The sequence below is a fragment of the Streptomyces sp. SCSIO ZS0520 genome (assembly GCF_025643355.1).
GTDB lineage: Bacteria > Actinomycetota > Actinomycetes > Streptomycetales > Streptomycetaceae > Streptomyces > Streptomyces physcomitrii.
Map to the genome: position 1 here is coordinate 4165989 of NZ_CP092644.1, position 23816 is coordinate 4189804.

The window sequence follows — 23816 nt, forward strand, 5'->3', positions numbered from 1 at the left end:
GGCCGGATCGCCGGACCGCCGAGCCGCCCGGACTGCTGGACCGCTGGCGGCCCGGTCGCCCCGCCGCCGATCTCAGCGTGCCGCCAGGATCCGTTCGATGACGGCGGCGACCCCGTCCTCCTCGTTGGTCAGGGTGCGGTGCCCGGCGGCGGCGAGCACCGTCGGGTGGGCGTTGCCCATCGCGTAGCCGGCGCCCGACCAGCTGAGCATCTCGATGTCGTTGGGCATGTCCCCGAAGGCGACCACCTCACTCGGGGAGATGCCGCGCTCGGCGCAGCACTCCTCCAGGGTGCTCGCCTTGGAGACCCCGGGACCGCTGATCTCCAGGAGGGCACCGGCGCTGGACCGGGTGAGCACGGCGCGGTCCCCGACGGCCTCGCGCCCCCGGGTCAGGAAGGCGTCCGGGTCCATCGAGGGGTGCCGGGCGAGCACCTTCAGGATGGGCTCGGTGCCGCCCGCCCCGCCCTCGGCGAGCAGCTTCTCGGCGGGGGCGACAAGGTCCTCGGCCTCGACGTACAGGCGCGGGTACGTGGGTTCGTGCTGGAGCCCGTGGCCGGTGCGCTCGACGGCGAAGCTGGTGCCCGGGGCGAGCGCGCGCAGCAGCTCGACCACCTCCAGGGCCGCCGCCCGGGCCAGCGGACGCAGCTTGACGAAGCGGTTCTCGCCGGGGCCGGAGGCCATGTCGACGACGGCGGCCCCGTTGTTGCAGATCGCCAGGCCGTGGCCGTGCACATAGTCCTTCACGGGCTCCATCCAGCGCAGCGGCCGCCCGGTCACGAAGAACACGTCGATCCCCGCCGCCTCGGCCGCGGCCAGCGCGGAGACCGTACGCGGGGAGACCGTCTTGTCCTCCCGCAGCAACGTTCCGTCAAGATCGGTGGCGATCAGTCGCGGCGGGGCGGGCCAGGGCCGGCCGGGGCGTGGTGTGGTCACGGTCCGCATTCTGGCGCATAGGCGTGCGGAGCAGGGAGGAGAGTGCCGAACCCGGTACCGGGCGGGCCCGGATGTCCGCCTTCGCGCCCGGATCCGGGCGCGAACACGCGCTACGGCGGCAGGCCGTAGGGTCGGCGGCATGCGCTTGAGCACGGTGATCCTGCCCATCCATCGGCTGGTCAGATACCGATGAGCTGGACTCGGTCCCCACATAGCCGAGCCATGTCGTCGACGTCGGACGTCAGGATGGCCACCGGCCCCGGCTGGCGCAGCGCCATCTCGGCGACAGTGGCGTCGATCGCGTACTTGTGACCATGCAGACCTGCGGCCTTGAGCAGTTCGGCAGAGGCTTTCGCTGCGCTCTCGGTAACCGATTCGACCTTGACGCGAGACAGCACCCACCGCAGCCGGGGTAGGTTCACCCGCGCATGGCTGACTTCCACGATGGTGTTGGCCCCGATGACGAAATCGGCACCCATGGAATGAAATACCTGGAACATCGCGAGGATCTTGCGGTCCTGGGCGATCCAGGCGGAGACCCCCTGAGAATCCAGAACGACGGTCTCGACGTGCTCGTTCACGCCGCGCTCGCCGAGTCGCCGTCCGCCGTCCCGAAGATCCTGGAACGTGCCTCCGCCAACTCTTCCTGTGTGAAGGCCCCGTGCTCCTCCTGGTGACGCAGCAGGTCGACGCCGAGCAACTGGTGGCGCACCTGGCGCGCCACCGCCTCGGCGACATAGCCGGAGACGTTGTCGGTGAGCTTCCTCAGTTCGGCGACCTGCTCCGTCGGCAGGGTCACTGTGATGCGAGTCGTATCGGCCATGAGGCAAGCATACTGCGATATGCGTGGACGAGAGGTGCTGTCGGATCAGGTGTAACCGAGTTCCCGCAGGCGGGCTCTGAGGCGCTCTGCGGTGGCCTCGCTCTGCCTTTCCAGGTCCGTGAACGAGTTTCCGTACCGGTCACCCCATGAGCGGTAGAGGTCGACCAGTCCCTGTCGTTCCGAGGCGACGAGTTTCTCCACACGAGAGGAAATATCGTGGCCAAAGGAAATGAGCACTCGTGGGCCTGCCGTGCTCGCGGGAAGGTGCGGAGGTCGACTGTCGGAGACCGCCCACCGCTCGATCACCCCCGGAAAGCCCTGGAGGTCCAGGGCTCTGAGGTCGTCCCGCCGGTCTGCCCACCACGCGGCGAAGACACCGGTCAACTGGTACCGGTCCAGGATTTCGGTCGGCAGGAGTTCTTCGCAGAAAGAGGACATGAGTCGGGAACGCAGCATCAACAGCCTGTGTGTGCCCGCGAGTTCGGCAATGCGCGATTCCGCTCCCCACCACCAGGAATGGCAGCGGTCGATGAAGTCGCGTTCTCGAGCAGCGGCGAAAGCAGGGATACGCGCCGCGGTCGCCTCGTAACCGTCGCTCGGGAAATCGAGATAGGTGAGGTCCCTCGTCTCGAAGAGGTCGGTGAGGCCGATGCCGAAGACCTGGAACTTCTTTATTTTATCCTCGACTTCGCGTCGTGGTACCCCGCCGAACAGCGCGGCACGCACGTCCAGTGGAGGCTCGGCGGGCGGGCCGGCATCAACATAGAGTCCGATGTTGAGGTTGAAGTCGTTGTCCGCGATCTTGGCCTGGGGCACCACCCGCGAAAAGCCGGGGATGTCCGCCCACTCGCGGAAGACACCCACGATCTTTTCCACGTTCTGCGGCTCAAGACGGTTCTGCGACCGCCCTGTGACCACTTCGCGTTCGGCGTTGATGAAGAGCACCTGGCCGCGCTGATCCGCCGCTGTGGCATCAGCGCCCCGCAATACCAGGATGCATGCGGGGATGGCCGTGCCGTGGAAGACGTTCGGTCCGATACCGATGACCGCTTCGAGTCGGCCGTCTTCGACTATTCCCTGGCGGATCTGCTTCTCCGCCCCGCCCCGGAACAGCACGCCGTGCGGGGTGACCACCGCTCCGATTCCGTCCGGACGGAGAGTGGCCAGCACATGCTGGACATTCATCAGATCGGCCTTCTTGCCCTGCTCGGGTGCCCAGCCGTACTTCATCCTCTCCGTATGCTTCATCTCCTTCTCGGAGTAGTTCATCGAGAAGGGGGGATTGGTCAGCACACGGTCAAAACGCCTGAGATACCCGTCCTCCAGTGAGTGGAGTGGATCGGACAGCGTGTCCCCGCAGAGCACCGAACAGTCCGTGAAGCCGTGCAGCAGCAGGTTCAACCGGGCCGTGGCACACGTGGCTGCGTTCTTCTCCTGCCCGAAGAGGGCGAGGCCCGAGCCCTCTCCGCCCTGCTCGTCGACGTACTGCCCTGCCTGGACCAGCATGCCTCCCGAGCCGGCGAACGGATCGTAGACCGACTGTCCCTCCCGCGGCCGGACCAGGCGCACCATCAGTTGGACCACGGAACGGGGTGTGAAGAACTCCCCGCCCCGCTTCCCGGCACTGTCGGCGAACGCCCCCAGGAGGTAGTCATAGGCACGCCCGACCGTGTCGCCGAAATCCAGATCGTCGTTGGCGAGCGGGATACGGTCGAAGTGGTCGATCAGGGATTTCGCCTCTCCACGGCTCAGCCTTACGTCGAAGTCGACAGCCTCGAAGACGCCCTTCAGCGTTTCAGGGTTGCTCTTCTCGAGTTCCCACAGCGCTTCGTTGAGTACACGCCCCGGCGCCTTGCCCACGTAGCCGACGATCTGGGACCAACGCGCACGGTCAGGCACCTGAAGAATGCCGGGCTGATCCGAGACCCGCTTGAGGAGCAGCATGGCGGAGAGGACCTCGCGATACTGCGACGCGTCCATCCTGCCGCGCAGAATGTCGGCAGCGGCGAAGAGATCCTTTTCCAGCTGACTGACGGTGTACAGGGTCATGTGCGCCTCGCCGTGTGGATCAGCTCTCCGAAGATGGCCGGCCGCAGCGCCTCCAAGCGATCGGCCATCTGTCGCTGGAGCGTGATCCGGCTGTCGACATCCGCCAAGGCCTCGACAACAGCGTGCTGGCGGACCAGCGGCGGAACGGTCACCTTCAACTTGTTCAGTATCGTCGAGTTGAGCGAGGGCACCGTACCCGGGATGGACTGGCCGAGCATGACTCGTTGCACGGGAGGATACGAAAGGTACGACACGAGGTACTCGGGCAGTACGTGCTCCCGTCGGGGCCTGATACGGAGACAGGACGAGCCGTAGAACCAGGTGGCGTGCTCTTCCTCGACCAAGGCCAGTCGGCCGAGCGCCCCCTGCCGCACGACGAGGATGTCGCCCGCTTGCAGCGCGAACCGCGACAGGCGATTCCTGTCCTCCGCCGGCACCCGCCGTAGCCGCCGGGTGTCCACTGTGTGGTGATCGGTGAGATCCGGCGGTGAGATCACCGGCACTCCGTCGGGACCATCGTGCAACCTGTCCAGCAAGGATCCGGACGGACCGGCACTCACCTGGCCGAGGTCGCAGAGCGGGATCTCATGGTTCTTGCTCATGGATGTGTCATCTCCTTTCACAGCTTCTCCGTCCTTCTCCTCGGCATTCCCGCTGTGGTGTGCTTCGCGTGGGGGTAGCGGGGGTGGTACAGCCGTGCCACCCCCGCCACCTACGGTCAGACGACGCGCATCCGGTACCGCATGGCGGAGCGCACCAACTCCTCCGCTACGGCTGCCAGCAGAGCCGGTACGACTGCGGTCAGTGCGATCTTGCCGTGCCCCATGGCAGAGGCTCCGATCACCGCCACCACGATGATCACCATGAGTGGCACCGCAGCCTTGATGGCTCGCGGCGGGAGGGGCCAGGCATGATGGGTAACGACAGTCCTCACGAGGATGTCCCTTCTGTCCCGCACACTGTGCGGTGACGGTTGAGCCGCATCACCCTGCGCGCTGTCCAGGCTCAGCAGGGTGATGCGGCGATCACGGCATCACACACCAAGTCCCGGGCGTACCCGCTCCTTGATGACACTGACCAGACTACACAGCGAAGCTAGCTTCGCAAAAGCTCCCTGCCTCTCAACTCCCCTCACCAGAGGGAGGATTGACCCGCCCCCGTACAACGTCACCGCACTTGGCGGGACGACCCGCCGTCTCGCCTATCGTCGGGGGATGCGACTGAGCACGGTGATCCTCCCCATCCACCGATGGAGCGAAGGACAGCAGACCTGGCGGCGGGCCGAGGACCTCGGTTTCCATGCCGCGTACACCTACGACCACCTGTCCTGGCGGTACCCCTTCCGCGACGGCCCCTGGTTCGGCGCCCTGCCGACCCTGACCGCCGCCGCGGGGGTCACCCGGCGCCTGCGGCTCGGCACGCTGGTCACCTCGCCGAACTTCCGGCACCCGGTGACGCTGGCCAAGGAGCTGATCTCGCTCGACGACATCTCCGGCGGGCGGATCACCCTCGGCATCGGCGCCGGGGGAACCGGTTTCGACGCCACCGCGCTCGGCCAGGAGCCGTGGACCCCGCGCGAACGCGCCGACCGCCTGGGGGAGTTCGTCCCGCTGCTCGACCGGCTGCTGACCGAGGCCGAGGTCTCCCACGAAGGCACGTACTACTCCGCGCACGAGGCGCGCAACATCCCCGGCTGCCTCCAGCGCCCCCGGCTGCCCTTCGCGGTGGCCGCGACCGGACCGCGCGGGCTGCGGCTCGCCGCGCGCCACGGGCAGGCCTGGGTGACGACCGGCGACCCGAAGCTGTACGAGTCGGGTACCCCGGAGCAGTCGGTCGAGGCGCTGCGCCGGCAGGCCGCCGGGCTCGACGCGGCCTGTGCCGAGGTCGGGCGGGACCCGGGGGAACTCGACCGGATCCTGCTCACCGGGTTCACCCCGGACCGGGCCCGGCCGCTGGACTCCGTCGGCGCCTTCGTCGACTTCGCCGGGCGCCACCGGGAGGTGGGCTTCACCGAGATCGCCGTGCACTGGCCGATCCCCGACTCGGACTTCGCCGCGGACCAGGGCGTCTTCGAGAAGATCGCCGTCGAGGCGGCCGCCCAACTGGGCTGAGGGGGACGTGCAGTTGGGCGGAGGCGGCCGGTCTCGCGGGCGATGCCGAGGCCCTTCCCGCTCCTCCGCCTGTCCGCCGCTGCCGCGGGCCGTACTGCCACAGCCGCCGCTGCCTCCCGTAATCGCGGGGGGTGCCCAACACCCTTGCACGGCAACGGCCCTGACGTCGGGTCAGCAGCCGGCCCTGTGGACAACCACCCCGCGCCTGTGCACATCCGGGAGGCGGCACCGTCGAGTTTCGGCCGAGTCGGCGGCTGGGGTCCGAGGGTCAGGGGGAGGGCGGGAACCGCAGGTAGGAAGGGGGTACGGCGGCCGTGAGCCAGACGCCGTTGGCGCTGCGGCGGAACGCGTGGCCGGCCGCGTGCATGGCCGGGGCGTCGACCGTGAGGATCACGGGCCGTCCTCTGCGGGCGCCGACCCGGGTGGCCGTCTCCCGGTCGGGCGAGAGGTGGACATCGTGCCGGTCCATCGGCCGCAGGCCCTCGGTGCGGATCGCGGGCAGATGGCGGGCCACCGTGCCGTGGTAGAGCGGGCCGGGCGGGACGCTCGGGGAAAGGCCCAGGTCAACAGGGATGGAGTGGCCCTGGCTTGCCCGGATCCGGGTGCCGTCGACGGCGAAGCGCTGCTTGTCGTTGGCCGCGACCACCTGGTCGAGTTCCGCGCGGGTGACGCGGAATCCGTGCGCGGCCGCCGCCGCGAGCAAGGCGTCGATCTCGACCCACCCCGCCTCGTCGAGCACCAGGCCGATGCGCTCGGGCTGATGGCGCAGATGGAGCGACAGATACTTGGACACCGTGACGGTGCGTCGTTCGTTCATGTCCGCTGAGGGTGCAGGCTTGTCCGGATCTTGTCCACGCGATTTTGCGTGCGGATGTTTGATCCACAGCGCGAATGAGTTATCCACAGGCTGAGGGCCGTTTCTGTGGACAACTCCCTTGCGGTGCACGGTCTTTGGCCATGCCTCGACCCGCAGCCCTGCTCCCGGGGCCGATCGGCTGCCCTGCCCGCCTCTGAAGGAAAGTCGACTGAAGGAAAGTCGACTGAAGGAGAGTGGACTCAAGGAAAGTCGAAGGAAAGTCGAAGGAAAGTCAGCCGAAGGAGGCTCGACGCTACCCCCGCCCCGGAAACGGGTCCAGCCGTACGACAGAACCCGTCCCCCCGGCCGCCGGGAACCCGTCCCCCCACCCGCTCGTTGTCCCCGACAGCGCCCCACTCCCGGGTCCACCACCCCGGACCCTTCTCCCCCTTCCCCTACGGGCCCGTAGTCCCGCAGACGTACGAGCCAACGCTCCTCTGGTCTGACGCCGCGGTGCCCCGGCACGCCTACGGTCGAGGGGTGACTGTGATCCTGACCGAAAGCCTGAGCAAGCGGTTCCCGCGGGTGACCGCCCTCGACCGGCTCAGCATGGAGATCGGGCCCGGTGTGACCGGACTCGTCGGCGCGAACGGCGCGGGCAAGTCGACGCTGATCAAGATCCTGCTCGGCCTGTCCCCCGCCACCGAGGGCCGCGCCGCCGTGCTCGGCCTCGACGTCGCCACCGAGGGCGGCGCCATCCGCGAGCGCGTCGGCTACATGCCCGAGCACGACTGCCTGCCGCCCGATGTCTCCGCCACCGAGTTCGTCGTGCACATGGCGCGCATGTCGGGCCTGCCGCCCGCCGCCGCCCGTGAGCGCACCGCCGACACGCTGCGCCATGTCGGCCTGTACGAGGAGCGCTACCGCCCGATGGGCGGCTACTCGACGGGCATGAAGCAGCGGGTCAAACTGGCGCAGGCGCTGGTGCACGACCCGGAGCTGGTCTTCCTCGACGAGCCGACCAATGGCCTCGACCCGGTCGGCCGGGACGACATGCTGGGCCTGATCCGCCGGGTGCACACCGACTTCGGCATCTCGGTCCTGGTCACCTCCCACCTCCTCGGCGAGCTGGAGCGCACCTGCGACCACGTCGTCGTCATCGACGGCGGCGCCCTGCTGCGGTCCAGCTCCACCACCGACTTCACGCAGACCACCACCACCCTCGCGGTCGAGGTGACCGACACCGACGCCCACCCGGACGGCACCGGCGCGCTCCGCGAGGCGCTGGCCGCCCGGGGCATCACCGCCGAGACCGGCGACGGACTGCCCGGCGCCGGGCATGTGCTGCTCTTCACCGCCGAGGGCGAGGAGACCTACGACCTGGTCCGCGACCTGGTCACCGACCTCGGCCTCGGCCTGGTCCGGATGGAGCAGCGCAGGCACCACATCGCCGAGGTGTTCCGCGCGGAGGGCACCGCCGAGAGCGCGGCCCCGGCCGCCGCCGACGCCGTACGACCCGGGCCCGGAACCGGACCCAAGGAGGTGGCCGGCCATGGCGGCTGAGCAGACCGGACAGAGCGGACCGGGCGGACCGGGCGGCGCCCTGCGCACCGCGCCCGCCGGGGGACCCCGCGGCGAGCAGTCCCGTATCCACAACATCGGCTACCGGCACTACGACGGCCCGCGCCTGGGCCGCGCCTACGCCCGCCGTTCGCTGTTCGTGCAGTCGTTGCGCGGCGCCTACGGACTCGGCCGCTCGGCGCGCTCCAAGGTGCTGCCGATGCTGCTCTTCGGCGTGATGGTGCTGCCCGCCGCGATCATCGTCGCGGTGGCGGTGACCACCGACATGAACAAGCTCCCGGTGGACTACCGGCGTTACGCGATCGTCCTGCAGGCGGTGATCGCCCTCTTCCTCGCCTCCCAGGCGCCGCAGGCGGTCTCCCTCGACCTGCGCTTCAAGACGGTGCCGCTCTACTTCTCGCGGCCCATCGAGCACCGCGACTACGTCGGCGCCAAGTACGCCGCGCTCGCCTCGGCCCTCTTCCTGCTCACCGCGCTGCCGGTGACGGTGCTCTACGTGGGCGCGCTCCTCGGCAAGCTCGACTTCGCCGACCAGACCAAGGGGTTTCTGCTGGGACTCGTCTCCGTCGCGCTGCTCTCGCTGCTCTTCGCCGGGATCGGGCTCGTCGTCTCGGCCGCCACCCCGCGCCGCGGCTTCGGCGTCGCCGCGGTGATCGCGCTGCTGACCATCCCCTTCGGCGCGGTCAGCACGGTGCAGGCCATCGCCCACGAGTCCGGCAACGCGGACGCGGTGCCCTGGCTCGGCCTGTTCTCGCCGATCACCCTCATCGACGGACTGCAGAGCGCCTTCCTCGGCGCCCCGTCCGCCTTCCCGGGGGCCGCGGAGCCCTCGGCCGCGGGCGGCGCGGTCTACCTGCTCGTCGTCCTCGGCGTGATCGCGGGCTGCTACGGCATCCTGGTCCGCCGCTACCGAAAGGCGGGGCTGTGAACCCTCTGCCCGTCTCCCGCAGCCGCGCCGCCGGCACCTCCCGGGGGTGTCTGCACCGTCCCGCACGGCGCCCGGCACGCACGCTCGCCGCACCGGACAAAGGCCCGAGCAGCTCCGCTACGAGAACCGTCGCCCGGCGCACCGAGCGCACGCACCGAACACCGCGGACACCACACAGGACTGTGACGACACCCCCGAGGAGGCCGCGTCCATGACGACGCTCACCATCGACCACGTCTCCCGCTGGTTCGGCAACGTCGTCGCCGTCAACGACATCACCATGACCGTCGGCCCCGGCGTCACCGGACTGCTCGGACCCAACGGCGCGGGCAAGTCCACCCTGATCAACATGATGGGCGGCTTCCTCGCCCCCTCCACCGGCTCGGTCACCCTCGACGGCGACCGGATCTGGCGCAACGAGCAGGTCTACCGCCAACTCGGCATCGTCCCCGAGCGCGAGGGCATGTACGACTTCCTCACCGGCCGCGAGTTCGTGGTCGCCAACGCCGAACTCCACGGCCTCGGCGAGCAGGAGGCCCGGCACGCCCTCGCCACGGTCCAGATGGAGTACGCGCAGGACCGCAAGATCTCCACGTACTCCAAGGGGATGCGGCAGCGCGTGAAGATGGCCTCCGCGCTGGTGCACGAGCCCTCGGTGCTGCTGCTCGACGAGCCCTTCAACGGCATGGACCCGCGCCAGCGGATGCAGCTCATGGACCTGCTGCGGACGATGGGCGACGAGGGCCGCACGGTGCTCTTCTCCTCGCACATCCTGGAGGAGGTCGAGCAGCTCGCCTCGCACATCGAGGTCATCGTGGCCGGACGGCACGCCGCCAGCGGCGACTTCCGCCGGATCCGGCGCCTGATGACCGACCGCCCGCACCGCTATCTGGTCCGCTCCAGCGACGACCGGGCGCTCGCCGCCGCGCTGATCGCCGACCCGTCCACGGCCGGGATCGAGGTCGACCTCACCGAGGGCGCGCTGCGCATCCAGGCCGTCGACTTCGGCCGGTTCACCGCACTGCTGCCCCAGGTGGCCCGGGAGCGGAACATCCGCCTGCTCACCGTCTCGCCCTCGGACGAGTCCCTTGAGTCCGTGTTCTCGTACCTGGTCGCGGCGTAGGAGGCCCTGATGTACGACCCCACTGTCGCCCGGCTCACCTACCGGGCCCTGCTCGGCCGCCGCCGCGCGCTGATCCTCTTCGCGCTGCCCGCCCTGCTGCTGCTGATCGCGGCCGCCGTCCGCGGCTTCAACGGACCCGACGACGGGGTGGCCTCCGACGTCCTCGGCGGCTTCGCGCTCGCCACGATGGTGCCGCTGATCGGTGTCTTCGCCGGGACCGGCGCGATCGGTCCGGAGATCGACGACGGCTCGGTGGTCTATCTGCTCGCCAAGCCGGTCAAGCGGCCCACGATCATCTTCACCAAGCTGATCGTCGCCATCGCGGTGACCATGGTCTTCTCCGCGGTCCCGACGCTGCTCGCCGGGCTGATCCTGAACGGCAACGGCCAGCAGGTCGCCGTCGCCTACACGGTCGCCGCCCTGGTCGCCTCCATCGCCTACGCCGCGATCTTCCTGCTGCTCGGCACCGTCACGCGGCACGCGGTGGTCTTCGGCCTGGTCTACGCCCTGGTCTGGGAGGCGGTCTTCGGCTCCCTGGTCTCCGGGGCGCGCACCCTCAGCGTCCAGCAGTGGGCGCTCGCGGTCGGCGGCCGCACCGCCGAGGGCGATCTGGTCACCTCCGAGGTCGGCCTGCCGCTGGCCACGGTGCTGCTCCTCGCGGTCACCGTCCTCGCCACCTGGTACGCGGGCCAGCGGCTGCGCTCCCTCACGCTCGCCGGGGAGGAGTGAGGCGCCCGGCCCCGGGAAATTCGGTGGCACGCCGGGTGGTGCCCGCGGCACAGTGAGTGCTGACAGCGGCGCCACCCGGCGCCCTCATGTTCCGGGAGAGGAGCGCGACGATGCGAAACGGCACGGCGTCGGCTCCCTGCGGGGCAGCCGACGACGGCAGGTAGCCGAGCGGCCCTCAACCGCTCGCGGCCGCGCTCGTCCCGCGGCCCCTTCCGTCCCTACGGGGAGCTGCCCGGGGCGGCCGCTTCGAGCGCGCGTTCACGCGCGAGGCCGCCCACCCGGAGGATTGGCCGAGTGGCAAGGCAACCGGCCCGTACGAGAGCCGCGCACCCGCGGCGGTACGGGACGGGATCGGACGCGGGCGGTCTCCGCACCGCCCGCCCCGCGCGCGTTCGACCCGCGCATCCTCCACCGACGACCGGACCACTGACGACCGGTCCACCCACAACCGGTCCACCCACAACCGGACGACCGACAACCGGACCACCGACAGGGTCACCGCAACGACCGGACCGCCGTCGACGCCTGAGCCGTACGGGACGCCCTCCGCTGAGCCCGGCTCCGCTCAGCCCACCGGGTCCGGTTCCCCGGCCGCCGCGAGCAGGCGTTCCAGGACCACCGCGACGCCGTCCTCCTCGTTGGAGGCGGTCACCTCGTCGGCGGCGGCGCGTACCTCGGGGTGCGCGTCCGCCATCGCCACCGCGTGCCCGGCCCAGCGGAACATCGGCAGATCGTTGGGCATGTCCCCGAAGGCGATCGCCTCCGCGCCGCCGAGGCCGAGGCGGCGGGCGGCCAGCCGCAGACCGGTGGCCTTGTTCAGGCCGAGCGGCAGCAGTGAGACGATGTGCGATCCCGCCATGGTCACGTCGACCAGGTCACCGGCCACCTTCCGTGCTATGGCGGTGAGTTCGTCGTCGCCGAGCTCCGGATGCTGGAGGTAGACCTTGCCGAGCGGGGCGGTGAAGAGGTCCTCGGGACGGTCCACCCAGGTGGCGCGCAGCCCCTCCAGGGTGCGGTAGCCGGGGCCGATCAGCACCTCGCCGTCCACGCCGTCCCGGCAGACCGCGAGGGCCAGCGGTCCGGTCTCCGCCTCGATCCGGGCGAGCGCGAGCGCGGCGAGCTGCCGGTCCAGGGTGACCGAACTCAGCAGCCGGTCGGCGCCCGCGTCGTAGAGCTGCCCGCCCTGGAGGCAGACCGCGAGGCCCTGGTAGCCGAGGCCCTCCAGGATGGGCTTGGTCCAGGTGACCGCCCGCCCGGTGACGACGAGATGGGCGGCCCCGGCCGCGGTGACCCGGCTCAGTGCCTCGCGGGTGCGCGGGGAGACGGTGCCGTCGCCGCGCAGCAGGGTGCCGTCGAGGTCGGTGGCGACCAGGCGGTACGGGAATCCGGGTGCACCGGCAGTGGTCACGGGGCGCTCAGCTCGGGCTGAGGACGCTGCGTCCGCCGAGGTAGGGGCGCAGCACCTCGGGTACGTGCACCGAACCGTCGGCCTGCTGGTGGTTCTCCAGGAGCGCGACGATGGTGCGCGGCACCGCGCACAGGGTGCCGTTGAGCGTGGCGAGCGGGCGGACCTTGCCGCTCTCCCGCATCCGGATCGACAGGCGGCGGGCCTGGAACTCCAGGCAGTTGGAGGCCGAGGTCAGCTCGCGGTACTTGCCCTGGGTCGGGATCCACGCCTCGCAGTCGAACTTGCGCGAGGCCGAGGCGCCGAGGTCGCCGGTGGCCACGTCGATCACCTGGAAGGGCAGCTCCAGCGAGGACAGCCACTGCTTCTCCCAGGCGAGCAGCCGGTCCAGCTCGGCCTCCGCCTCCGCCGGGTCGACGTAGGAGAACATCTCCACCTTGTCGAACTGGTGCACCCGGAAGATGCCCCGGGTGTCCTTGCCGTAGGTGCCGGCCTCGCGGCGGAAGCAGGGCGAGAAACCGGCGTACCGCAGCGGCAGCTTCCCGGCGTCGATGATCTCGTCCATGTGGTACGCGGCGAGCGGGACCTCGGAGGTGCCGACCAGGTAGTAGTCGTCCTTCTCCAGGTGGTAGACGTTCTCGGCGGCCTGGCCGAGGAAGCCGGTGCCCTCCATGGCGTGCGGGCGCACCAGGGCCGGGGTGAGCATCGGGATGAAGCCGGCCTCGGTGGCCTGGGCGATCGCGGCGTTGACGAGGGCGAGTTCGAGCAGGGCGCCGATGCCGGTGAGGTAGTAGAAGCGCGAGCCGGAGACCTTGGCGGCGCGCTCCACGTCGATGGCGCCGAGCGACTGGCCGAGCTCCAGGTGGTCCTTGGGCGCGAAGCCCTCGGCGCCGAAGTCGCGCGGGGTGCCGACGGTCTCCAGGACGAGGAAGTCCTCCTCGCCGCCCACCGGGACGTCCGGGTGGACGATGTTGCCCAGCTGGAGGAGGAGGGCCTTGGCCTCCTGGTCGGCCTCGTCCTGCTCGGCGTTGGCGGCCTTGACCGCGGCGGCCAGCTCGCCCGCCTTCTTCAGGAGCTCCTGCTTCTCCTCGCCGGAGGCCTTGGGGATGAGCTTGCCGAGCGACTTCTGCTCGGAGCGCAGCTCGTCGAAGCGGACGCCGGACGCCCTGCGCCGCTCGTCGGCACTGAGGAGGGAGTCGACGAGGGCGACATCCTCTCCACGGGCGCGCTGGGAGGCGCGCACACGGTCGGGGTCCTCACGAAGCAGGCGAAGGTCAATCACGCGGTCAGGCTACCGGTGCGGGGGCGGGCTCTTCGACCTGAAATACGATCACGGGCGGTAGGTCGGAAATGCCGGAATTGGGAGTTTGTCCGCCTCCGACCTGGCGACCCCTCGCCGTTCCTTGATCGATGGGTGAAATGCCGGAATTCGCGCTCGTCAAGGAGAAGTCCGCAATTCCCCGGGAGGGGAGGGTCGCCGTATTCGCCTTGACTTCGGCCGGGCGTGCGGCCGGGTGGCGGGGGATTCGGGGCCGTCGCGGGCCCTCGGGTGCCGCTCGGTTGTCCACAGGAATCAGCGAGTCCGGTTGGTTATCCACAGGGTGTGGGGAAGATCTGTGGACAGTCGTTCGTGATCTTTTGCAAACCGGCATGCCGGGGCGAGGATTCCCGATCCGTGCCAGAACGACCACTGCTTTCGAGGGAAATTCCCGCGCTCCGAGGAGTCGGTCGAGGGGAATGCGTGGACGAGGGGTGAGGTGGGCGCCTCTGGGCGTTCTGCGGGCTTTCCGGAGCGATTTGTCGACCGCCCCGCTCGTTCTTGTCGACTTGTCCCCAGGTCGAGCCGGAAGCCTGTGGATAACTCTGTGGATGACGTAGATCTGCAGGTAGGACTAGCCGAAAGGCCGCCCGGTTCTGCGGCTGCCGTGTTCACGGCTGTCCGGTTCTGCGGCCGCCCGGTTCCGCGGCGCCTCTTCTACGGCCGCCCGTCCCGGCACTGCCGCAGCCAGTCGGAGGCGGCCACGAACTCCGCGTCCGAGGTGCCCTGCCGCAGCGGACGCACATCGGCCCGGCTGACCCCCGCCCGCGGATAGGAACCGAGGAAGCGCACCTGCGGACAGATCCGCTTGAGCCCCATCAGCGCCTCGCCCACCCGGCGGTCGTCGATATGCCCCTCGGCGTCCACCGCGAAGCAGTAGTTGCCGATGCCCGCCCCGGTCGGCCGGGACTGGATGAGCATCAGGTTGACCCCGCGTACCGCGAATTCCTGGAGGAGTTCGAGCAGGGCGCCCGGGTGGTCCTCGCCGAGCCAGATCACCACGGAGGTCTTGTCGGCACCGGTCGGCGCCGCGGGCCGGGCCGGGCGGCCGGCCAGCACGAAGCGGGTCTGCGCGTTCTCGGCGTCGTGGATGTCGGTGACCAGCGGTTCGAGCCCGTACGTCGCCGCGGCGAACTCACCCGCGAAGGCGGCGTCGAAGCGGCCCTCCTGCACCAGGCGGGCACCGTCCGCGTTGGAGGCGGAGGACTCCCAGACCGCCTCCGGCAGATGGGCCGCGAGCCAGTTGCGGACCTGGGGCTGGGCCGCCGGGTGCGCGGTGACCGTCTTGATGTCCGCGAGCGTGGTCCCCGGGCGCACCAGCAGGGCGAAGCTGATCTCAAGCAGCACCTCCCGGTAGATCTGCAGCGGCTCGCCCGAGATCAGCTCGTCCAGGGTGGTGGTGATGCCGCCCTCGACCGAGTTCTCGATCGGGACCAGCGCGGCCTCGGCCTCCCCGGCCCGTACGGCGTCCAGCGCGGCCGGCACCGAGACCATCGGGATCAGCTCGCGGGTCGCGGACTCCGGCAGCTTGCGCAGCGCTGCCTCGGTGAAGGTGCCCTCGGGACCGAGATAGGTATAACGCGTGGCGGACATGCGGTCAGCCTAGTCGTGCGGAGCACCTCGCCCGTCCCCCGAGGCGCTGATGTGGATCATGCCGCCGTCAGCCCTCGAGGAGCCGCTGCCCCACGTACTCGCCCTGCGCCGCCCCGCCCGGCACCGCGAACAGCCCGCTCGCCTCGTGCCGCAGGAACTTCGAGAGGGCGTCCCCGCGGTCGAGCTTGCGTTGCACCGGGACGAAGCCGCGGAGCGGGTCGGCCTGCCAGCAGATGAAGAGGAGCCCGGCGTCCGGCTCGCCGTCGGCGTCGATGCCGTCGTGGAAGGAGAACGGCCGCCGGAGCATGGCGGCGCCGCCGTTCTGGTCGGGCCGGGTGATCCGGGCGTGGGCGTCGAGCGGGACGAGGAGTTCGCCGTCCGGGCCGGTCTTCTCCAGCCGCGGGTCGGTGGTCTCGGTGCCGCCGCTGAGCGGGGCGCCGTCGGACTTCCGGCGGCCGATGACCCGTTCCTGCTCGCCGCCGGAGAGCTGCTCCCAGTCGTCGAGGAGCATCCGGATCCGGCGGACCACGGCGTAGGAGCCGCCCGCCATCCAGGCGGGCGCACCGTCCTCGGGCACGAAGACGCGCCGGGCGAAGTCCTTCTCCGAGGGCTTGGGGTTGTTGGTGCCGTCGATCTGCCCCATCAGATTGCGGGTGGTCATCGGGCGGGCGGTGGCACCCGGCGAACGGTTGAAGCCGTTCATCTGCCACCGCACCCGCGCCGCCCCCGCGGCCTCCTTCTGCAGGGCGCGCAGCGCGTGGAAGGCGACCAGGGCGTCCTGTGCCCCGATCTGCACCCAGAGATCGCCGTTGCTGAGGCCCTTGTCCAGCCGGTCGGCGGAGAAGTCGGGCAGCGGATCGAGGGCGTCCGGGCGGCTGCGCTCCAGCCCGGTGCGGGCGAAGAAGCTGTGCCCGAAACCGAAGGTGACCGTGAGCAGCGAGGGCCCGGCGTCCCGGGCGACATCCGTGTCCCGTCCGCCCGCGGTGGCGGCCGGTTCCCCCGCCATCAGCCGCGCGGCCGTCCCCGACCAGCGCCGCAGCAGGGCCGCCGCCTCCTTGCGCCCCGCGCCCGGCGCCAGATCGAAGGCGAGCAGATGCCCATGGGCCTGCATCGGGGTGGTGATCCCGGGCTGATGTTTCCCGTGAAACATCACCATGTCCGTGCCAAGCGCGCTCAACGGCCGCCCCTCGGCGCCCGATTCCCCGGAACCGCCCGCCTCCCCGACCGCGTACCCGGTCCCGGCCCCCGCCGCCCCGAGCACCAGCCCCGTCGCCCCGGCCGTCCCCAGCAGCCTGCGCCGCGAGAACCCGGCGCCTTCCGCGCCCCGGGCATCCGCGCCCCGGGCATCCGCGCCCCGGGCATCCGCGCCCCGGGCGTCCGCGCCCCGCGCATCCGCCGCCCCGGGTGTACGCGCGGCCCCCGAAGCCGAGCGGTCCCGGGACCCCTGCGGGGAATCGTCCCGCTGCTCCTGCGAGGACTCCTTCCGCCGCCCCTTCTGGACGGCGTCCCGGGCCCCGTGCTCGGTCGGGGGTTTCTGTGCCATGGCTCAGCCGATCTTCATGGTCTTGTACACGGTGATCTGGTCGATGTCCGAGGTCCGTACGGTGACCGCGACCCGCCAGTCACCCGCCACCGGCAGCTGTACGCCCTCGGCGGTCCAGTGTCCGGCAACGACCCGCTCGGGGGTGACGGCCAGCGGCCCGAGGTCCTTGGCCTTGAGTGTGAAGGCGAGCTTCAGCTCCGGCAGGTCCGCGGGGCCGCCGTCGGAGGTCCGGGCGTAGGCGTGGAGTTCGTTCCCGCCGGTGCGGCCCGGGTCGAGTTCGAGCTGCACCTGCCCGCGGCCGTCCTTGCCCCCGGTGTCGTAGGGCAGGGTGACCGACAGCGGCTGGCCGTCGGTCGGCCCGCCCCCGGTCCCGCCCGCCGCGGCCGACTGCTCGGCGGTACGGGCCGGTTCGGTCGCGCTCAACGCGGTGGCGACGGCGAGCAGGACCACCGCGACCCCCGCCTCCACCAGCACCGAACGGCGCAGCCGCGCCCGGTGCGGATCGGCGTCCCGGACCCGCTTGCTCCGCGCCACCGCGACCGCCCGCCGCTGCCGCGCGAGCTGCGCGGCCCGCTCGGGGGCGACGGCTACCGCGGGGCCGGCTGCTTCCGCGGGGTCCGTCGAGTCCGTACGGCCGACCGCTTCCGCCGGGTCCGGCGAGTCCGTACGGTCGGCATCTTCCGTACGGCCGACCGCTTCCGTACGGTCCGCCGCCGCCGTACCGGGGCCGTCCGCACCCGAGTCATCCGTACGGGGCGCCTCCTCCGCGAGGGCGGCGCTCTCCTCCGCCCCCTTTACCGAACCGTCCGCCCCGTCTGTTCCCGCGGTTGCCGCGGACGCGGACGTCAGGCGGCCGGTCCAGCGGCGGGAGAACCAGGCGGCGCCGAGGAGGAGGGCGACCAGGGCGATCTTGACCAGGAGGAGGCGGCCGTAGTCGGTGCCGGTGAGGGCGGACCAGGTGCCGACCTGGCGCCAGGACTGGTAGGTGCCGGTGGCCACCAGGACCACCACGCTGCCGAAGGCGATCGGGGAGAACCGGCGTACGGCCGAGGCGGGCAGCTCCGGCGCGGTGTACAGGGCGGTCAGCAGGGCCGCGAGGCCGCCGAGCCAGGTGGCGACGGCGAGCAGGTGCAGGACGTCGACGGGCATCGCGATCCCCGTCTGGATGCCGGTCGAGGCGTGCTCGGCCATCGCCCAGGTGCTCGCGATCCCGGCGGCCACGATGGCGCCGCCGCCCGTGAGCCCGAAGGCGAGGTCCTTGCGCGCGTCGGCCTGCCCCTCCTCGCCGCGGCGGACGAAGGCGCCGAAGAGGACGGCGATGAAGAGCGCGGCGGTGGCGAGCAGCAGCAGCCGCGAGACCAGGGCCGCGCCGCTCTTGGTCTGGAGCACCTCGCCCATCAGCGAGAGGTCGAGGACATCGCCGAAGGCACCGGTGGTGGTGTACGCACCGCGCAGCAGCAGTTGCAGCAGGGTGCCCGCGGTCAGCGTCAGCCAGCCGCCCACCACCAGGCGTTGCAGCGGCCGGACCGCCGCGCCGCCCTGCCAGCAGGCGAGCAGGAAGGCCCCTGCCCCGGCCAGCAGGACGAAACCGGCGTACGAGATATAGCGGGCGATCCCGTAGAGGGTGCCGACGGGGCCGCCGCCCGCGGTGGTCTCGGCGAGCGCCACCTTGGTCTTCGAGGGCGCGCCGATGGAGAAGGTGAAGGCGCCGGCGACGGGGTGGCTGTCGGCCGAGACCACCTGGTAGGTCACGGTGTAGGTGCCGTCGCCGAGCCCGGCGTGCAGGCCGACGGCGTACCGGTCCTGGCCGAGGCCGCGCTCCTCGCCGTTGTCGGCGCGTCTGCCGTCCGGGTCGAGGACCTTCAGCGAGCCCTTCGAGAGGCCGACGTCCTCGGAGAAGGTCAGGGTGACCCGCTCGGGCGCGGTGTCGACGACGGAGTCCTTCTTCGGGTCGCTGCCGAGCAGCGCGGCGTGCGCCGAGGCGGGCGCCGCGCCGAGGAGGAGCGCCGCCGCGAGCAGCGGTATGGCGCACAGCAGCAGACGCACCCGGCGTGCGGCGGAGCTCCTCACCGGATCACCGCTCCCGGGGCTGGTAGGTGGCGGACTTCACCGGCAGCCGCACGGTGAGCGTCCCGGATTTCTCGAAGGTCAGCTTCACCGGCACCTTCTCGCCCTGCTCCGGCTTGCGGCTGATGCCCTCGAACATGAGGTGGCTGCCGCCGCTCGCCAGCCGGAGCCGGCCGCCCGCGGGCACCGGGAACTCCCGTACCTCCCGCATGGACCGGTCGACGGTCTCGTGCAGGGTGACCTTCTCGGCGAGTTCGCTGCTGACCGCGGTGAGCGCGTCGTCGGTGCCGCCCTTGTTGGTGACGGTCAGGAAACCGGCCGCCATGTCCGCGGCGAGCGGCTGCGGCATATAGGCCCCGCCGACCGTCAGCTCCGGTCCGGACTCGCCGCCGGAGCCGGAGCCGGAGCCGGAGCCGGAGTCCGAGTCCGAGCAGCCCGCGAGCGCCAGGGCGAGCAGCAGGGCGCCGCCCGCGAGCAGCGGGCGCCGGGCTCCGGGCCTCACGGGGTCGCCCCCTTCAGGAGTTTGGGCAGGTCGGCGGTGTAGTCGTCGACGGTCGCCTGCTCCCCGTAGAGCACGTACCCGGCGTCGGTCTTCGGCGAGAAGGCCACCACCTGGGTGCCGTGCATGGAGACGACCTTGCCCTTCTTGTCCTTGTACGAGGGCTCGATGCTGATGCCGAGCTGCCGGGCCCCGGCCTGGATGGTGGCGAAGTCGCCGGTCAGGCCGGTGAAGTCGGCGTCGACCTGGTCGAGCCAGCTGCCGAGCTCCTTCGGGGTGTCCCGGCCGGGGTCGGTGGTCACGAAGACGACCTGGAGCCGGTCCCGTTCGGCCTTCGGCAGCTTCTTCTTCAGCGCCTGCTTGGCGACGGCGATGTTGTTCATGGTCAGCGGGCAGACGTCCGGGCAGTGCGTGTAGCCGAAGTAGAGCAGGGTGGGCTTGCCCTTGGTCCGCGCCCGCAGGTCGTACTTCTCGCCCTCGGTGTCGGTGAGCACCAGATCGGGCTTGGTGAACGGCTTGTCGAGTACGGTCGCGGCCTTCTCGGGGCCGCTCTCGGCGGAGACCTCGGCGACGGGTTTGTCCCCGTCGCCGCCACCGCCGCAGGCGGTCAGGGTCAGTGCCGCCGCGCTGAGTGCGGCGGCGGCGAGGAGAGTGTGCTTGCGCATGCGGGGGATCCCTGGGTGTCAGGGGCGCCGGACCGCGCGGCCCGGCGCCCCGGTGGCGGTTCAGCTGGTGCGGCGGCGGCCCGCGAGGACGCCGAAGGCCACGCCCGCGACGCCGACGACGATGCCCGCGATGCCGAGCACCCGGGCGGTGGTGTCGCTGCCGCCGTCGTCGCCGGAGGCGCTCTCGGCGGACTTCTCACCGGACTTGCCCTCGGCGGCCTTGTCGGCGTCCGTGCCGCCGCCGTGGCTGTGGCCCTCCTCCTCGGCCGCGGTCAGCTGCAGCACGGGGGCGGGGTTCTCCGGCTCGGGCTGCCCCTCCTGCTGCGGCTCGATCCAGCGGACGACCTCCTTGTCGGAGTACGTCTGGACGGCCTTGAAGACGAGCTCGTCGCTGTCCTCGGGCAGCTGGCCGAGGGAGAGCGGGAACTTCTGGAAGAAGCCCGGCTCGACACCCTTGCCGTCGGCGGTCCAGGTGACCTTGCTGACCACCTCGGTGATCTTCTTGCCGTGCGACTCCAGCGGCTTGTCGAGGGTGGACTTGGTGACCTTCGCCTTCCAGCCCGGCACCGGCTGCGGCATCACCGAGGCCAGCGGGTGCTCCTCGGGGAAGCTGACCTCCAGCTTGGTGGTCGAGGCCTGGTCGCGCTCATTGGGCACCTTGAAGCTGACCGTGGCGTAGCCGCCCTTCGCGGCCGGGCCCTCGGGCTGCACGCTGACGTGCGCGAAGGCGGGGGCGCAGCACAGGGCGAGGCCGGTGGCGGCGGTGGCCCCGACGACGCCGAGGCGGGCGAGCCGCACGTTCCGGCGGCGCCGGTCCGCGGACACGGTCGTCCCGGTCTCCGGCACGGTGTCGTTCGGTACGGCGTCGTTGCGTACAGCGCTCTTCGGCGCGGTGGACTTCAGCACAGCGGACACATCACTTTCAGCGGTGTTCACGGGGACGGACGGGCCGCGCTGGCCCGCCGAACGAGGAGGTGGATACGGGGCCCCGGCCGACGGCACGGGGCGCGCCCGCCGCACGGCACCTCTCCCCGGGGCCGCGGCCGGTCACCGGGACCGGGCAGCGCGGCGGGCGGAAGTGCGCCGTGTCAGGCGGCGAGCGCGAGGGCGGCGGGCGGTCCGCGCCGGATCACCGAGTGCTGGAGGCGGGCGCCCTGGGGCTTCGGTGCGCGGGCGGGGCGCCGGTGGCGAAGGCGCGCGGGCGCGGGCAGCTCGCGGGCGCCCGCGCGAAGGGCGCGCACCAGCGCGAGGGCGGCGCGCAGCCCGCGCATCAGCGCGGCCTCGACGGCGCCGCGCGCGGAGAGCGCGACCAGCCGGAACAGGGCGCGTTCGCCGTGCCGCAGCAGCCAGCCCGCCACCACGGCGGCGAGCAGATGGGCGAGCAGCATCGGCAGCGAGGGCAGCAGCGCGGCGTGCCCGGCGGCCAGGGCCTGGTCGGCGGCGTGCCCCGTGCCGTGCCCCGCGCCGTGGTGGTGTCCCGCCATGCCGGGGCCGGCGACCGGGTCGATGCCCGCGTCGGTGAGCACCCGGCGGGCCCGCGCGGGACCGATCGCCGCGGCCGGTACCCCGCACAGCAGTTGGGCCGCCTGCTCGGCGACGGACCGCCCGGCCGCACCGGCGCTCCCGGCGGACCCGGCGCTCGCGGTGGCCCCGGTGGCGGCGCCGCCCGCGGCGACCGCGTGCTGCCCGAGTCCGAAGAGCGTGTGCAGGCCGAGCTGTCCGCAGGCGAGCAGCGCGGCGATCCCCGGCAGCGAACGGCTCCGCCCGGCGAGCAGCACGGCCACCACCAGGACGGCGGTGAAGCCCGCGGCCAGCGAGGCGAGCGGCACCCGGGTGCAGGAGGCCAGGGAGTGCCCCGCGGCGGCAAGCGCGACACAGGCCGCGGCGAACACCGCGGCCCTCAGCAGCCGGAGTCCCACTCCGGCGCGCGCCTGGTCTCGGGGGGCAGTCATGGCCCAGGCATCATCCCACCAGAGCCGCGCGGCTCCGGCGGCAGGTCCACGGAATGCGCGCTCGCGCCCGGTACGCCCGATTCCGCGACGCGGTTTCCGGCCGCCACCCGCCCCCTCCCGTACCGCCCGCCCGCGCCGGTCCCGTACCGCCGCTCGCCCGCTCCCGTACCGCCTCCCGGGGCCGGGCCCGTACCGCCTCCGGGGCCGTCCGGCGCCTCGATCCCTACACCGGTCGCCGGAACACGCGCGTCCGCCGTATGGGCGGTATCACGTCAACTCCGTGCTTACCGGCCCTCGCGTGCGGCAATACGTATCGGTATGTCGAGCCGCGGCCTGGAGGCTGGAGCATGAGCATCTGGTGGTCCCTCCACTTGAGGCGCGACGCCGCGAGCGTTCCGCTCGCCCGTCGCCTGCTCGTCGGAGCCATGGAGACGGCGGGCGTCGACCCCGACATCTCCTACGACCTCTCCGTCGCCCTCACCGAGGCCTGCGCCAACGCCGTCGAGCACGGCGGCCGCACCGCCACCGGCGGCGGCTACCGCGTCACCGCCTACCTGGACGGCGAACGCTGCCGCATCGAGGTCGCCGACGCGGGCCCCGGCTTCCCCGGCGACCGCGCCCGCTCCGTACCCCGCGCCCTCCCCGCCGACTGCGAGAGCGGCCGCGGCCTCTACCTGATCCAGGAACTCGCCGACCACGTGGAGTTCGACAACGCCCCGGGCGAGGGCGCCGTGGTCAGCTTCGACAAGATCCTGAAGTGGAAGCAGCAGCCGACGCTGCTGACGGCGTAGGCCCGCCTCCGTGTCGGGCCGCCCTCGTCAGGCCCCGGACCCCGAGCCCACCAACCCCGCCAGATGGCGCAGCGACTGGGGAAGGTGCCCGGGGCCGAAGGGCGGGAAGGCGAGGTACGCGCGGATGGACGGCGGCACCGCGGACCAGTCGTAGGTGAGCGTGACCTCGGTCGCGGCGGGGCCGAGCGGCAGGAGGTCGTAGCGCCAGGACCAGCCGCCGAACTCCAGGCGGCCGTCCTCCTTCTCCTGTCCGGTCAGCCAGCCGATGGCGTGCGGCGGGTCGAGCACATGGACCTGGTTGGCCACCCGGTAGTCGCCGTCCGGATGATCCGGGTGGTACATCTCCATCCGGAAGACCTGCCCCACCTCGGTCAGCGGCGCCCGGTCGGCGGCCCGTCGGACCCAGCCGGTGCCGTCGATCGCCGCATGGGTCCCCGGATCCGCGAGCACCGCGAACACCCGCGCGAGGGGCGCGGCGACGGTCGACACGGCGCTCACCTTGTCCCCGGTCATCGGGCCCACCTCTCCTCGGTCACCGTGTCCCTTCTCCTCGGTCACCGTGCCCACGCTCCCTCTCCTCTCGCCCCGGTCCCCCGCGGACGCGGAAGCCGGAGGGGGAACCTCCCCACCTGGCAGACGGGACGGCGAGGCGGAACTCATCGGTCACCGGACCGGCAGTCACCCGCAGTCGCCCGCGATTATCCGCAGTTGTCCCCGTTCGTCCTTCCCGGCCGCTCCCCGCGCGTCCGGTCTCACCTCGCACGGAACTTGACAGAAGCGGTCGCGAGGCGGCGAGACTGTGCCGCATGCCTCCCACTCCGCAGCTCACCCGGCGCCGTTGCGTGGACTTCGCGCTCGTCGCCAGCTGCTGTTGTCGCTGAGCGCCTCCTCGCCGGGATCCGCCGCCGCG

General features: G+C 71.6%; 23 protein-coding genes. 6 read left to right on the plus strand and 17 right to left on the minus strand.

The genetic code is table 11. From position 1 onward, the window contains the following. Nucleotides 1-72 precede the first annotated feature (72 nt). From MID12_RS16190 to MID12_RS16215, 6 genes are all read right to left on the minus strand, one after another. Nucleotides 73-942, minus strand: coding sequence for an HAD family hydrolase (locus MID12_RS16190; RefSeq protein WP_263168053.1), 870 nt, complete (start codon nt 940-942; stop codon nt 73-75). Between the two features lie 170 nt (nt 943-1112). After that, nucleotides 1113-1514, minus strand: a complete 402-nt coding sequence (locus MID12_RS16195) for a hypothetical protein (RefSeq protein ID WP_040251423.1) — start codon at nt 1512-1514, stop codon at nt 1113-1115. Continuing rightward, nucleotides 1511-1756, minus strand: coding sequence for a hypothetical protein (locus tag MID12_RS16200; protein ID WP_040251425.1), 246 nt, complete (start codon nt 1754-1756; stop codon nt 1511-1513). The genes MID12_RS16195 and MID12_RS16200 overlap by 4 nt, the downstream gene beginning before the upstream one ends. A gap of 45 nt (nt 1757-1801) precedes the next feature. Continuing rightward, nucleotides 1802-3805, minus strand: coding sequence for a type I restriction-modification system subunit M (locus tag MID12_RS16205; RefSeq protein WP_263168058.1), 2004 nt, complete (start codon nt 3803-3805; stop codon nt 1802-1804). Then, the gene (locus tag MID12_RS16210) at nt 3802-4407 is read right to left on the minus strand and encodes a restriction endonuclease subunit S (RefSeq protein WP_263168059.1); all 606 of its coding nucleotides are present in this window, start codon (nt 4405-4407) and stop codon (nt 3802-3804) included. The genes MID12_RS16205 and MID12_RS16210 overlap by 4 nt, the downstream gene beginning before the upstream one ends. Nucleotides 4408-4523: 116 nt before the next feature. Further along, nucleotides 4524-4670: a hypothetical protein gene (locus MID12_RS16215; protein ID WP_159393008.1), complete on the minus strand. Its 147-nt coding sequence runs from the start codon at nt 4668-4670 to the stop codon at nt 4524-4526. A 349-nt stretch (nt 4671-5019) separates the two neighbouring features. Between MID12_RS16215 and MID12_RS16220 the strand changes: the two genes are divergently transcribed. Next, nucleotides 5020-5916 carry an LLM class flavin-dependent oxidoreductase gene (locus MID12_RS16220; protein ID WP_040251432.1) on the plus strand — a complete coding sequence of 299 codons (897 nt, stop codon included), beginning with the start codon at nt 5020-5022 and terminating at the stop codon, nt 5914-5916. A gap of 268 nt (nt 5917-6184) precedes the next feature. Here the strand turns inward: MID12_RS16220 and MID12_RS16225 are convergent, their stop codons facing one another. Continuing rightward, nucleotides 6185-6733 (minus strand): RNA 2'-phosphotransferase, encoded by a 549-nt coding sequence (locus MID12_RS16225; RefSeq protein WP_263168062.1) that lies wholly within the window; start codon nt 6731-6733, stop codon nt 6185-6187. A gap of 525 nt (nt 6734-7258) precedes the next feature. On the opposite strand from MID12_RS16225, the gene MID12_RS16230 reads away from it, so the two are divergent. From MID12_RS16230 to MID12_RS16245, 4 genes are all read left to right on the plus strand, one after another. After that, nucleotides 7259-8275, plus strand: a complete 1017-nt coding sequence (locus MID12_RS16230; protein WP_263173194.1) for an ABC transporter ATP-binding protein — start codon at nt 7259-7261, stop codon at nt 8273-8275. Continuing rightward, nucleotides 8265-9221, plus strand: a complete 957-nt coding sequence (locus tag MID12_RS16235; protein WP_237282774.1) for an ABC transporter permease — start codon at nt 8265-8267, stop codon at nt 9219-9221. The genes MID12_RS16230 and MID12_RS16235 overlap by 11 nt, the downstream gene beginning before the upstream one ends. Nucleotides 9222-9432: 211 nt before the next feature. Beyond that, the gene (locus MID12_RS16240) at nt 9433-10344 is read left to right on the plus strand and encodes an ABC transporter ATP-binding protein (protein WP_263168065.1); all 912 of its coding nucleotides are present in this window, start codon (nt 9433-9435) and stop codon (nt 10342-10344) included. 9 nt (nt 10345-10353) lie between these two features. Continuing rightward, on the plus strand, nt 10354-11073 hold the full coding sequence (locus MID12_RS16245) for an ABC transporter permease (RefSeq protein ID WP_040251440.1): 720 nt from the start codon (nt 10354-10356) through the stop codon (nt 11071-11073). Nucleotides 11074-11638: 565 nt separating this feature from the next. Here MID12_RS16245 and MID12_RS16250 read toward each other — a convergent pair. The 9 genes from MID12_RS16250 to MID12_RS16290 form a co-directional block, all read right to left on the minus strand. After that, nucleotides 11639-12481: an HAD family hydrolase gene (locus MID12_RS16250; protein WP_040251444.1), complete on the minus strand. Its 843-nt coding sequence runs from the start codon at nt 12479-12481 to the stop codon at nt 11639-11641. A 7-nt stretch (nt 12482-12488) separates the two neighbouring features. Then, nucleotides 12489-13760 (minus strand): serine--tRNA ligase, encoded by a 1272-nt coding sequence (serS, locus tag MID12_RS16255; protein ID WP_078845017.1) that lies wholly within the window; start codon nt 13758-13760, stop codon nt 12489-12491. Between the two features lie 693 nt (nt 13761-14453). Continuing rightward, complete coding sequence (gene pheA, locus MID12_RS16260; protein ID WP_168539350.1) at nt 14454-15389, minus strand: prephenate dehydratase; 936 nt, start codon at nt 15387-15389, stop codon at nt 14454-14456. Between the two features lie 67 nt (nt 15390-15456). Further along, nucleotides 15457-16932 carry an iron uptake transporter deferrochelatase/peroxidase subunit gene (gene efeB, locus MID12_RS16265; protein WP_263168069.1) on the minus strand — a complete coding sequence of 492 codons (1476 nt, stop codon included), beginning with the start codon at nt 16930-16932 and terminating at the stop codon, nt 15457-15459. 3 nt (nt 16933-16935) lie between these two features. Then, nucleotides 16936-19002, minus strand: coding sequence for a copper resistance CopC/CopD family protein (locus MID12_RS16270; RefSeq protein WP_263168070.1), 2067 nt, complete (start codon nt 19000-19002; stop codon nt 16936-16938). Nucleotides 19003-19006: 4 nt separating this feature from the next. Next, nucleotides 19007-19501 carry a copper chaperone PCu(A)C gene (locus MID12_RS16275; protein WP_263168090.1) on the minus strand — a complete coding sequence of 165 codons (495 nt, stop codon included), beginning with the start codon at nt 19499-19501 and terminating at the stop codon, nt 19007-19009. Beyond that, entirely contained in the window at nt 19498-20163 is a 666-nt protein-coding gene (locus tag MID12_RS16280; protein WP_040251456.1) for an SCO family protein, read from the minus strand. Before MID12_RS16280 ends, MID12_RS16275 begins: the two co-directional genes overlap by 4 nt. Nucleotides 20164-20223: 60 nt before the next feature. Further along, the gene (locus MID12_RS16285) at nt 20224-20961 is read right to left on the minus strand and encodes a YcnI family protein (protein WP_040257405.1); all 738 of its coding nucleotides are present in this window, start codon (nt 20959-20961) and stop codon (nt 20224-20226) included. Nucleotides 20962-21251: 290 nt separating this feature from the next. Further along, nucleotides 21252-22115 (minus strand): hypothetical protein, encoded by an 864-nt coding sequence (locus tag MID12_RS16290; RefSeq protein ID WP_263168094.1) that lies wholly within the window; start codon nt 22113-22115, stop codon nt 21252-21254. Nucleotides 22116-22462: 347 nt separating this feature from the next. Here MID12_RS16290 and MID12_RS16295 point away from each other — a divergent pair, with 347 nt between their 5' ends. Then, nucleotides 22463-22906: an ATP-binding protein gene (locus tag MID12_RS16295; RefSeq protein WP_263168095.1), complete on the plus strand. Its 444-nt coding sequence runs from the start codon at nt 22463-22465 to the stop codon at nt 22904-22906. A gap of 27 nt (nt 22907-22933) precedes the next feature. On the opposite strand, the gene MID12_RS16300 is transcribed toward MID12_RS16295, so the two are convergent. Continuing rightward, complete coding sequence (locus MID12_RS16300) at nt 22934-23473, minus strand: polyketide cyclase (RefSeq protein ID WP_263168097.1); 540 nt, start codon at nt 23471-23473, stop codon at nt 22934-22936. Between the last annotated feature and the right edge of the window lie 343 nt (nt 23474-23816).

Bases quoted from the DNA above. Each gene is read 5' to 3' on its own strand.
- MID12_RS16190 (WP_263168053.1), bottom strand. From the start codon at position 942: ATGCGGACCGTGACCACACCACGCCCCGGCCGGCCCTGGCCCGCCCCG.
- MID12_RS16200 (WP_040251425.1), bottom strand. From the start codon at position 1,756: ATGGCCGATACGACTCGCATCACAGTGACCCTGCCGACGGAGCAGGTC.
- MID12_RS16205 (WP_263168058.1), bottom strand. From the start codon at position 3,805: ATGACCCTGTACACCGTCAGTCAGCTGGAAAAGGATCTCTTCGCCGCT.
- MID12_RS16210 (WP_263168059.1), bottom strand. From the start codon at position 4,407: ATGAGCAAGAACCATGAGATCCCGCTCTGCGACCTCGGCCAGGTGAGT.
- MID12_RS16215 (WP_159393008.1), bottom strand. From the start codon at position 4,670: ATGGTGATCATCGTGGTGGCGGTGATCGGAGCCTCTGCCATGGGGCAC.
- MID12_RS16220 (WP_040251432.1), top strand. From the start codon at position 5,020: ATGCGACTGAGCACGGTGATCCTCCCCATCCACCGATGGAGCGAAGGA.
- MID12_RS16225 (WP_263168062.1), bottom strand. From the start codon at position 6,733: ATGAACGAACGACGCACCGTCACGGTGTCCAAGTATCTGTCGCTCCAT.
- MID12_RS16235 (WP_237282774.1), top strand. From the start codon at position 8,265: ATGGCGGCTGAGCAGACCGGACAGAGCGGACCGGGCGGACCGGGCGGC.
- MID12_RS16240 (WP_263168065.1), top strand. From the start codon at position 9,433: ATGACGACGCTCACCATCGACCACGTCTCCCGCTGGTTCGGCAACGTC.
- MID12_RS16245 (WP_040251440.1), top strand. From the start codon at position 10,354: ATGTACGACCCCACTGTCGCCCGGCTCACCTACCGGGCCCTGCTCGGC.
- pheA (WP_168539350.1), bottom strand. From the start codon at position 15,389: ATGTCCGCCACGCGTTATACCTATCTCGGTCCCGAGGGCACCTTCACC.
- efeB (WP_263168069.1), bottom strand. From the start codon at position 16,932: ATGGCACAGAAACCCCCGACCGAGCACGGGGCCCGGGACGCCGTCCAG.
- MID12_RS16280 (WP_040251456.1), bottom strand. From the start codon at position 20,163: ATGCGCAAGCACACTCTCCTCGCCGCCGCCGCACTCAGCGCGGCGGCA.
- MID12_RS16290 (WP_263168094.1), bottom strand. From the start codon at position 22,115: ATGACTGCCCCCCGAGACCAGGCGCGCGCCGGAGTGGGACTCCGGCTG.
- MID12_RS16295 (WP_263168095.1), top strand. From the start codon at position 22,463: ATGAGCATCTGGTGGTCCCTCCACTTGAGGCGCGACGCCGCGAGCGTT.